This is a genomic window from Amycolatopsis sp. NPDC003861 (assembly GCF_053605405.1).
In genome coordinates this window covers 1-9,383 of record NZ_JBSGJD010000317.1, presented here as the reverse complement: position 1 = coordinate 9,383, position 9,383 = coordinate 1, and the positions used below count along the sequence as shown (strand labels likewise).

Genomic DNA, 9,383 nt, shown 5'->3' with positions numbered 1-9,383 from the left:
GGCGGGTCCGCGTGGGCCCGCCGACCCGCGACGCCCCGCCGCCACCGCCGCGGCGGCCGCGTGTCCTCCCCCGGTCCGCCATCGGCGTCAGGCCTCGGCGGTGAACCGCGGGAAGGCCAGCTCGCCGGCGTACCGGGCGGCGTCACCGAGGGTCTCCTCGATGCGCAGCAGCTGGTTGTACTTGGCGATCCGCTCGCCGCGGGCCGGGGCCCCGGTCTTGATCTGGCCGACGCCGGTGGCGACCGCCAGGTCCGCGATGAACGTGTCCTCGGTCTCGCCCGAGCGGTGGCTCATCATCGACTTGTAGCCGAACGACGTGGCCAGCGAGATCGCGTCGAGCGTCTCGGACAGGGTGCCGATCTGGTTGACCTTCACCAGCAGCGCGTTGGCGGCGCGGCGGGTGATGCCCTCCTCCAGGCGGTCCGGGTTGGTGACGAACAGGTCGTCGCCGACGATCTGGACCTTGTCGCCGACGTCGGCGGTCAGGGTGACCCAGCCGTCCCAGTCGTCCTCGCTCAGCGGGTCCTCGATCGACACGAGCGGGTAGTTCGCCAGCAGCTCGGCGTAGTAGGCCGACATCTGCTCGGCGCTCTTCTTCGCGCCTTCGAAGGTGTACGCGCCGTCGGCGAAGAACTCCGTCGCGGCGACGTCGAGGGCGAGCGCGACGTCGCGGCCCGGGGTGTAGCCGGCCTTCTCGATGGCCTGGACGATCAGGTCGAGCGCCTCGCGGTTGTTGCCGAGGTTGGGCGCGAAGCCGCCTTCGTCGCCGAGGCCGGTGGCCAGGCCGCGGCCCTTCAGCACCGACTTCAGCGAGTGGTAGACCTCGGTGCCCCAGCGCAGGGCCTCGCGGAAGGTCTCGGCGCCGATCGGCGCGATCATGAACTCCTGGACGTCGACGTTGCTGTCGGCGTGCGAACCACCGTTGAGGATGTTCAGCATCGGCACCGGCAGCACGTGCGCGTTCGGCCCGCCCAGGTAGCGGAACAGCTCCAGCTCGGCCGACTCGGCGGCGGCCTTCGCGACGGCCAGCGAGACGCCGAGGATGGCGTTCGCGCCGAGGCGGGACTTCGCCGGCGTGCCGTCGAGGTCGACCAGCTTCTGGTCGACGATCCGCTGGTCGACGGCCTCGATGCCGACCATCTCCGGGCCGATCTCGTCGAGCACCGCGGCGACCGCGCGCTCGACGCCCTTGCCGTTGTAGCGGCCGGTGTCGCCGTCACGCAGCTCGACCGCCTCGTGCTCACCGGTCGACGCCCCCGACGGGACCGCGGCCCGCGCCAGGGTGCCGTCGTCGAGAGCCACCTCCACCTCGACCGTCGGGTTGCCGCGCGAGTCCAGAATCTCGCGCGCGCCTACCTGCTCGATGAGAGCCACGCCATGCTCCTCGGTGCGTCATTTCTGCCTGCGGTAACGCCGCCAGCCTAGCCGTCGCCGCAGTTCACCCGTTGGAGGACTCACCGCCCGCGCGCACCTCCTGCCAGCCGGGCGGCAGCTCGACGACCTCGGACGTCTGCTGCCAGAACGTCCAGCTGTTGCCCCCGAGATCGGCGACGGTGAACACCCGGGCGCCGTACGGCTGGTCCTGCGGCGGCTCCAGCTCGCACTCGTCCCCGAGGGCGGCCTCGACCCGGGCGTACGTTTCGTCCACGTCGTCGACGTAGACGATGTTGAGCTGGCCGACCGGCCCGTCGACCCCCTTGGCCTGCCAGTAGTCCGGGCCGACCCCGGCGAGCTGGATCCGCGCTTCGCCCGCGCGCAGCGTCGCCTGGAACACCTCGCCGGCGCCGTCGCAGAACCGGACCTCTTCGGTGAACCCGAAGACCCTGGTCAGCCAGGCGAGCGCCTCGGTGGCGTCGGCGTAGTACAGGTAGGGCGCCAGGCCCCGGTACGGGCTGCTCATGGCGGCACAGTCCATCACGTCCCGTTCGGAGGCGTGTGCAACCCCCTCCTCCGGGGTAACGTGGGAGTGACCATGACGGACGCCGCAGCTGCTTCGCAGCCTCCCGAAGAGTCGCGGTTCCATGCCTTCCGCCAGGCCGAAGACCTGGTCGGCCGCCGTCGTCCGCTCGACGCGCTGAAGGCCCTGCAGCCCCTGCTGGAATCCGAAACGGACAAACCGTCGGTGCACCTGCTGGCCGGGCGCGCGTACTTCCACTCCGCCCAGCTGCGGCGCGCCGAAGAGGCGTTCACCCGGGTGCTGGAACTGGACCCGACCGACCACTACGCCCGGTTCATCCTGGGCCGGACGCTGCAGCGGCTCGGCCGGTTCGTCGAGGCGCTGGCGCAGATGAAGATCGCCTCGGCGATGCACCCGGTGCCCGAGTACCTCGAAGCGATCAGCGAGGTCAAGGCCCACATCGCGCTGCGCGAGACCTGACCAGGGCCGAACGGCCCGGGAGTCCTCGGCCGTTCGGCCGAGCAAGCCGGGCCCCTCGACCGATGTCCCGCACCCCCTCGTCCGGCGAAGCTGGTTCCAGACCGAACCGGGAGGAACCACGATGTCGATCTTCGTCACGCTGGGCGCGTACGCCGGGCTGCTGCTGCTGGTGCTGATGGCCGTCACGCCGTTCGTCGCCGACCGCGAGCTGTGACTCAGGGCGCGACGCTCGCCTCCGCGTAGGCGTCCGCCGCGCTGAAGACGTCCTGGCCGTAGGGAACGGCCTGGTTGTAGAACAGGATCGCCCGCCACCAGCCGGCCGGGGTGCCGAGGTCGTCGCCCCCGGAGCACAGGAACCGCGCCGCCGTGAAGGCCGCGTCGTCGATGTTCTGCGGGTCCGGCGCACCGCCGTCGCCGTTCGCGCGCTCCTGGTGCTTCTTCCACGTCGACGGCAGGAACTGCATCGGGCCGATCAGGTGGTCCCACGCCTTGTCGCCGTCGAGCTTGCCGCCGTCGGAATCGTGCACCGCCGGGACGCCCGGCGAGCCGTCCAGCGGCGGACCGACCACCGGCTTCGCCACCCGGCCGTCCGCGCCGATCGCCGCGAGGTCGAACTCCCCGCGCTCGGTCTCGACCCGGCCGATGCCCGCGAGCGTCGCCCACGAGAGGTGGCACGTCGGCTTCTGCCGCTGCATCCACATCTCCGCCCGGCCGTACGCCGAGAGCACGCGCGCCGGGACGTGCGTCTTGTCCGCGACCCGGGCCGCCCACGCGTCCAGCTCGACGCGGTCGGACACCTGCGGCCGGTCGACCGGCGCGGCGAGCCCGGCCCGCGGCGCTTCGGCACCGGGCTGCGGACGCTGTTCCGGAATGGCAAGCGCCGGCTGGACCGGCGGGACCGCGTCGGGCGCGTCGGGATTCCGGACACCGATGGTGACGAGCAGGATCACGCCGGTGACCACCAGCCCGAGCGCGAGGGCGATCCGGCCGACGTACCGCCTGGGCGGGCCGCCCGAGGGCGACGACGGAGGCGTGACGGTCGGCTGAGCGGTATCGGCCACCCGAACAGGTTACGGAGCCACTCAAGAGGGGCTGTGTTGCTCCGGTGCTTCGCCCCGGGCCGGGGGCTCCGCCACCCGGATCCCCCGAAAAGCGGTCCCCCAAGCGGCTGACCAGGCAAGCCGACGGTTAACCCGAGCCCACTGCCTGCGAAATCACAGAATTCGTTATCGAGTCGACGCGCAAGCCTCTGACCTGCGGTTACCCTAACCTAACTTCGAGTCGATGTCCTGTTTGCCCGATTGCATGGTTTCGGAGCGGCGGACGCACGCTGGACTTACAGGTGAGCCTTACCTAAAACCATCACGGAAGCAGAATCAGGGAGGCGGACCGTGTTGTTCTCGAGCGCGCTGATCGGGCTGCGCGAAGGCCTGGAAGCCGCGCTGGTCGTCAGCATCCTGGTGGCCTTCCTGGTCAAGACCGAGCGGCGGCACGCGCTGCGCTGGGTGTGGCCGGGCGTCGGCGCCGCGGTGCTGCTGTCGGTCGCCGTCGGTGCGATCCTCACCTACACGACCGCCCAGCTGTCCTTCGAGCACCAGGAGCTGCTCGGCGGGAGCCTGTCGATCGTCGCCGTCGTGTTCGTCACCGCGATGATCTTCTGGATGCGCAAGGCGTCCAAGAGCATCGCCGCCGAACTGCGCGGGAAGATGGACAACGCGCTGGACGTCGGCCCCGCGGCCGTGCTGCTGCTGTCGTTCCTCGCGGTCGGGCGCGAAGGCCTGGAGACGGCGGTGTTCTTCTACTCCGCCGTCCAGACCGCGCAGTCGGACACCGTGCAGCCGCTGATCGGCTTCGCCGTCGGCATCGCGGCCGCGGTCGTCCTCGCCTGGCTGCTCTACCGGGGCGCGGTGCGGTTCGACCTGGGCAAGTTCTTCACGATCACCGGCGTGCTGCTGGTGTTCGTCGCCGCGGGTGTGCTCGGCTACGGCCTGCACGACCTGCAGGAGGCCGCGTTCCTCCCGGGCATCGGCACGCTGGCCTTCGACGCTTCGGCGACGCTGCCCGAGACGTCCTGGTACGGCGCGCTGCTGAAGGGCATCTTCAACTACTCGCAGCAGACGACCGTGCTGCAGGCCGTCGCCTGGGTTGCCTACGTCGCCATCGTGCTGCCCCTCTTCCTCAAGCCCAGCAAGAAGACCGCGCCGGCGCCCGCCGCCGCGGCCGCCTCGAAGGAGTGACCGTGCGCAAGACCACCCCCCTGGCCCTGCTGGCCGGCGCCACCACCCTGGTGGCGCTCGCCGCGTGCGACAGCAAGAGCCAGCCCGCGGCGGACGGCGGCCCGATCAAGGTTTCGGCGTCCGACACCGCGTGCGAGGTCTCCGCGACCACGGCCGGCGCGGGCAACGTGACCTTCGAGATCACCAACAAGGGCACCAAGGTCACCGAGTTCTACCTCTACGCCGAGGGCGACCGGATCATGGGCGAGGTCGAGAACATCGCGCCCGGGCTCAACCGGCGGCTGATCGTCGAGGTCGCCGACGCCGGCAAGTACCAGACCGCGTGCAAGCCGGGCATGGCCGGCAACGGCATCCGCGGCGACTTCACCGTCACCGGCGGCGTCGCGAAGCAGAACGACACCAATGCGCAGAAGGCGCAGGCCACCAAGAGCTACGCCGATTACGTCGCGAACAACACCGGCGCGCTGCAGGACGAGACGGTCAAGTTCGCCGACCTCGTGAAGGCCGGCAAGCTCGACGAGGCGAAGGCCGCGTACGCGCGCACCCGCGTCTACTACGAGCGGATCGAGCCGGTCGCCGAGAAGTTCGGCGACCTCGACCCCGCCATCGACGTCCGTGAGGCCGACCTCGAGCCCAACCAGCAGTTCACCGGCTTCCACCGGCTGGAGAAGGACCTGTTCAAGACGGGCCTGCAGCCCGACAGCGGCCAGATCGCCGACAAGCTGGTCACCGACGTCAAGGACCTGGTCGCCAAGACCAAGACCCTCGAACTGTCCGCTCTGGACCTCGCGAACGGGGCCAAGGGCCTGCTCGACGAGGTCGCGACCGGCAAGATCACCGGCGAGGAAGAGGCCTTCTCGCACACCGACCTCTGGGACTTCCAGGCCAATGTGGACGGTTCCAAGGGCGCGATCACCTCGCTGCGGCCGATCCTGCAGGCCAAGGACCCGGCGCTGGTGTCCACCCTGGACAAGGAGTTCGCGAACGTGCAGGGCCTGCTGGACAAGCAGCGGGCCGGTGACGGCTTCAAGCTGTACACCGAGCTGTCCCAGGACCAGGTCAAGGAGTTCGCCTCGGCCGTCGACGCGCTGAGCGAACCGCTGAGCAAGGTTGCGGAGGTCGTGTCGAAGTGACGTCGGCAGAGGGCACGCGCGTCTCGCGGCGGAAGCTCTTCGGCCTGGCGGGCGCGGGTGTCGCGCTCGCCGGAGCCGGGGCCGCCGCCGGCGTCGGGATCGACAAGGCGACGAGCGGCAACGCCGAGGCGTCGACGAACACCGTCGACTTCCACGGCGAGCACCAGGCCGGGATCGTCACGCCGGCGCAGGCCAACCTGCACTTCGCGGCCCTCGACGTCACGACGAAGGACCGCGAAAAGCTGCGGGCCCTGCTCAAGACGTGGACCGAAGCGGCCCGCCGGATGACCGCGGGCCAGGAGGTCGTCGCGAACGGCGCGGTCGGCAGCGGCGCGTACGCCCCGCCCGGCGACACCGGCGAGGCGCTCGACCTGCCGGCGTCGAACCTGACGCTGACCATCGGCTTCGGGCCGTCGCTGTTCGACGGCCGGTTCGGCCTGGCCGGCAAGCGCCCGCCGCAGCTGATAGACCTGCCGCTGTTCCCGAAGGACAAGCTCGACCCGGCCCGCAGCGGCGGCGACTTGTGCATCCAAGCCTGCGCGGACGACCCGCAGGTGGCGGTGCACGCGGTCCGCAACCTGGTCCGGCTCGGCTTCGGCGTCACCGAGGTCCGCTGGTCGCAGCTGGGCTTCGGCCGCAGCTCGTCGACTTCGCGCGAACAGCAGACGCCGCGGAACCTGTTCGGCTTCAAGGACGGCACGAACAACATCAAGGCCGAGGAGCCCGACGTGCTGGCCGACCAGGTGTGGGCCACCGCGGCCGACGGCCCGGCCTGGATGGCGGGCGGCTCGTACCTGGTGGCGCGCCGGATCCGGATGCACATCGAGACGTGGGACCGCGAAACCCTCGACGGCCAGGAGAAGATCATCGGCCGCACGAAGGGCACCGGCGCCCCACTGGGCCAGACCGCGGAGTTCGACGAGCTCGACCTGGACGTCGGCGGCGCGGGCGGCGAGAAGCTGATCCCGGAGGACGCCCACGTCCGGCTGGCCTCCCACCAGGCGTTGAACGGCATCCGCATCCTGCGGCGCGGTTACAACTTCGTCGACGGCTCGGACGGCGTGGGACACCTGGAAGCGGGGCTGTTCTTCTTGGCGTTCAACCGCGACACCCGCAAGCAGTACGTGCCGATGCAGCAGGCGCTGTCGTCGAAGGACGCGATGATGGAGTACGTCCAGCACACGGGGTCGGCGCACTTCGCGGTCCCGCCGGGCGTAACCCGCGACTCGAGCTGGGCGGACGCACTCTTCTCCTGACCCCGGTTGCCTAAAGCCTTTAGGTTGATCTACTCTGGCTTTAGGCAACCGGGAGAATGATGATGGTACGAGCAGGGCTGACCACCGAACGCGTGGTGCACGCGGCGGCAGAACTCGCCGACGAGGCCGGCTTCGATCGGCTGACGCCGTCGGAGCTGGCGCGGCGGCTCGGCGTTCAGGTCGCCAGCCTGTATTCGCACGTCAAGAACGCCCACGACCTGCGGACGAAGGTTGCGCTGCTGGCGCTCGACGAGCTCGCCGATCGGGCCGCCGCCGCGCTCGCGGGGCGGGCCGGGCGGGATGCGCTGGTCGCCTTCGCCGACGTCTACCGGGACTACGCCCGCGAGCACCCCGGGCGGTACGCCGCCGCGCAGGTGCGGCTCGACCCGGAGACCGCTGCCGCGAGTGCCGGGCCGCGGCACGCCGAGATGATGCGCGCGATCCTGCGCGGCTACGCCCTGACGGGCCCGGACGAAACCCACGCCGTGCGGTTGCTGGGCAGCGTTTTCCACGGGTTCGTCAGCCTCGAAGCCCAAGGCGGGTTCGACCACAGTCCCCCCGCCGCGCCGGAAAGCTGGGTCCGCATCCTCGCCGCCCTCGATGCCCTTCTGCAGGATTGGCCGGCTTCGTGATCGACATCCCCCTGACCGCGGACCTCGTCCGCGGCGCACTCGAACTCGAACGCACCGGGCGCGGCCTGGTGCCCCACCGGCTCCCGGCCCACGCGCGGGCGCAGAACACCGACCCGCGGCTCGCCATGGCTGAGGCGCAGCCCGCCGGCGTGCGGCTGCGGTTCCGGACCCGCGCGGACGTCGTCGAGCTGGAAACGCTGCGCACCAAGCAGGTCCACCCCGGCGCCCCACCGCGGCCGGACGGCGTTTACGACCTGCTCGTCGACGGCGAGCTGACCGCCCAGGCGAGCGTGGGCGGCGGCAACACCCTCACCGTCGACATGGCGGCCGGTACGTCCTCGCTCACCGCGGGGCCGCCTGGCGTCGTCCGGTTCGCCGGGCTGGGCGGGCAGCCCAAGGACGTCGAGATCTGGTTGCCGCACAACGAACTCACCGAGCTGATCGCCCTGCGGGCCGACGCGCCGGCCGAGGCCGCTCCCGAAGGCCGGGTGTGGCTGCACCACGGCAGCTCGATCAGCCACGGCTCCAACGCGGCGAGCCCCGCGACGACGTGGCCCGCGCTCGCCGCCACCGCGGCCGGCGTCGAGCTGGTGAACCTCGGCTTCAGCGGCAACGCGCTGCTCGACCCGTTCACCGCCCGGGCGCTGCGGGACACGCCCGCCGACCTGATCAGCGTCAAGCTCGGCATCAACGTGGTCAACGCGGACCTGATGCGCCTGCGCGCGTTCGGGCCCGCGGTGCACGGCTTCCTCGACACGATCCGCGACGGCCACCCGGACACCCCGCTCGTGGTCGTTTCGCCGCTGTACTGCCCGATCCACGAGCGGACACCGGGACCGGGCGACTTCGACCACGAGGCGCTGGCCGCCGGCGTGGTCCGGTTCCGCGCGACCGGCGACCCCGCCGAGCGCGCGGCGGGCAAGCTGACCCTGGAGGTCATCCGGGACGAGCTGGCCCGGATCGTGACCCAGCGGCAGGCCTCGGATCCGCACCTGAGCTACCTCGACGGCCTTGCGCTGTACGGCGAAGCCGACTTCGCGGACCTTCCGCTGCCAGACGACCTCCACCCGTGCCCGGCGGCCCACCGCCGGATCGGGGCGCGGTTCGCCGCACTGGCCCTTGACTTCAAGGGAGCTTGAAGTTGGACACTTCGGTCATGTTTACCGAAGCAGAGCTCGCCTATCTGACCGACCAGCTGCTGGGCCGGCTGGCGACCCGGCAACCGAACGGGACGCTGCAGGTGAACCCGGTCGGATTCCGGTACAACCCCGACGAAAAAGCCATCGACATCACCGGGCACCGCCTGCGCGGGACCCAGAAGTTCCGCAACATCGCGACCGACGACCGCGTCGCCCTCGTGGTCGACGACGTCCCTTCGACGAACCCGTGGCGGGTCCGGTGCCTGGAGATCCGGGGCCGCGCGGAGGCTCTGGTGGGTGTCGGAGTCCCGCAGGGGCAGTACGAACACCTCTCGGACGTCCACTTCGACGACGCGGTGATCCGCATCCACCCGGAGCGCATCCTCGCGTTCGGCGTCGAGAACTGGGACCGGGAGCCGTACGAACTCGAGATGAACGTCCGCAACGTCTGAACCTTCCCGAGGTGGCCGCCACTAGACGAGTAAGTCCTAAGGCCGGGTGGTGTCTGGAGACGGGCGAAGGGTGTTCAAGATCAGTTTGTGACGACCGACCTGAACACCCTTCTCACCGCACTCTACGTCAAGATCGACGACCATCTGGGCAGGCCCG

The 9,383-nt window shown here is 70.6% G+C and carries 10 protein-coding genes; 7 read left to right on the top strand and 3 right to left on the bottom strand.

The window, feature by feature from the left end; all coding sequences use genetic code 11:
• Window positions 1–87: 87 nt before the first annotated feature.
• Window positions 88–1,374 (bottom strand): phosphopyruvate hydratase, encoded by a 1,287-nt coding sequence (gene eno, locus ACWEVN_RS43130; protein WP_191307267.1) that lies wholly within the window; start codon window positions 1,372–1,374, stop codon window positions 88–90.
• Between the two features lie 64 nt (window positions 1,375–1,438).
• Window positions 1,439–1,900 carry a VOC family protein gene (locus ACWEVN_RS43125; protein WP_449688095.1) on the bottom strand — a complete coding sequence of 154 codons (462 nt, stop codon included), beginning with the start codon at window positions 1,898–1,900 and terminating at the stop codon, window positions 1,439–1,441.
• Window positions 1,901–1,972: 72 nt separating this feature from the next.
• On the opposite strand from ACWEVN_RS43125, the gene ACWEVN_RS43120 reads away from it, so the two are divergent.
• Complete coding sequence (locus ACWEVN_RS43120) at window positions 1,973–2,377, top strand: tetratricopeptide repeat protein (RefSeq protein WP_449688096.1); 405 nt, start codon at window positions 1,973–1,975, stop codon at window positions 2,375–2,377.
• Between the two features lie 215 nt (window positions 2,378–2,592).
• Here ACWEVN_RS43120 and ACWEVN_RS43115 read toward each other — a convergent pair whose 3' ends face one another.
• Window positions 2,593–3,339: a murein transglycosylase gene (locus ACWEVN_RS43115; RefSeq protein WP_452055134.1), complete on the bottom strand. Its 747-nt coding sequence runs from the start codon at window positions 3,337–3,339 to the stop codon at window positions 2,593–2,595.
• Between the two features lie 429 nt (window positions 3,340–3,768).
• Between ACWEVN_RS43115 and efeU the strand changes: the two genes are divergently transcribed.
• From efeU to ACWEVN_RS43085, 6 genes are all read left to right on the top strand, one after another.
• Complete coding sequence (efeU, locus tag ACWEVN_RS43110) at window positions 3,769–4,614, top strand: iron uptake transporter permease EfeU (protein ID WP_449688097.1); 846 nt, start codon at window positions 3,769–3,771, stop codon at window positions 4,612–4,614.
• A complete protein-coding gene (efeO, locus tag ACWEVN_RS43105) occupies window positions 4,611–5,747 on the top strand; it encodes an iron uptake system protein EfeO (RefSeq protein WP_452055133.1) in 1,137 nt (378 codons plus the stop codon). Before efeU ends, efeO begins: the two co-directional genes overlap by 4 nt.
• A complete protein-coding gene (efeB, locus tag ACWEVN_RS43100) occupies window positions 5,744–7,003 on the top strand; it encodes an iron uptake transporter deferrochelatase/peroxidase subunit (RefSeq protein ID WP_452055132.1) in 1,260 nt (419 codons plus the stop codon). Before efeO ends, efeB begins: the two co-directional genes overlap by 4 nt.
• Before the next feature lie 62 nt (window positions 7,004–7,065).
• Window positions 7,066–7,635, top strand: coding sequence for a TetR/AcrR family transcriptional regulator (locus ACWEVN_RS43095; RefSeq protein WP_452055131.1), 570 nt, complete (start codon window positions 7,066–7,068; stop codon window positions 7,633–7,635).
• Window positions 7,632–8,774, top strand: coding sequence for a GDSL-type esterase/lipase family protein (locus ACWEVN_RS43090; protein WP_452055130.1), 1,143 nt, complete (start codon window positions 7,632–7,634; stop codon window positions 8,772–8,774). The genes ACWEVN_RS43095 and ACWEVN_RS43090 overlap by 4 nt, the downstream gene beginning before the upstream one ends.
• A 17-nt stretch (window positions 8,775–8,791) precedes the next feature.
• Complete coding sequence (locus tag ACWEVN_RS43085) at window positions 8,792–9,226, top strand: PPOX class F420-dependent oxidoreductase (RefSeq protein WP_310973838.1); 435 nt, start codon at window positions 8,792–8,794, stop codon at window positions 9,224–9,226.
• Window positions 9,227–9,383: the final 157 nt, after the last annotated feature.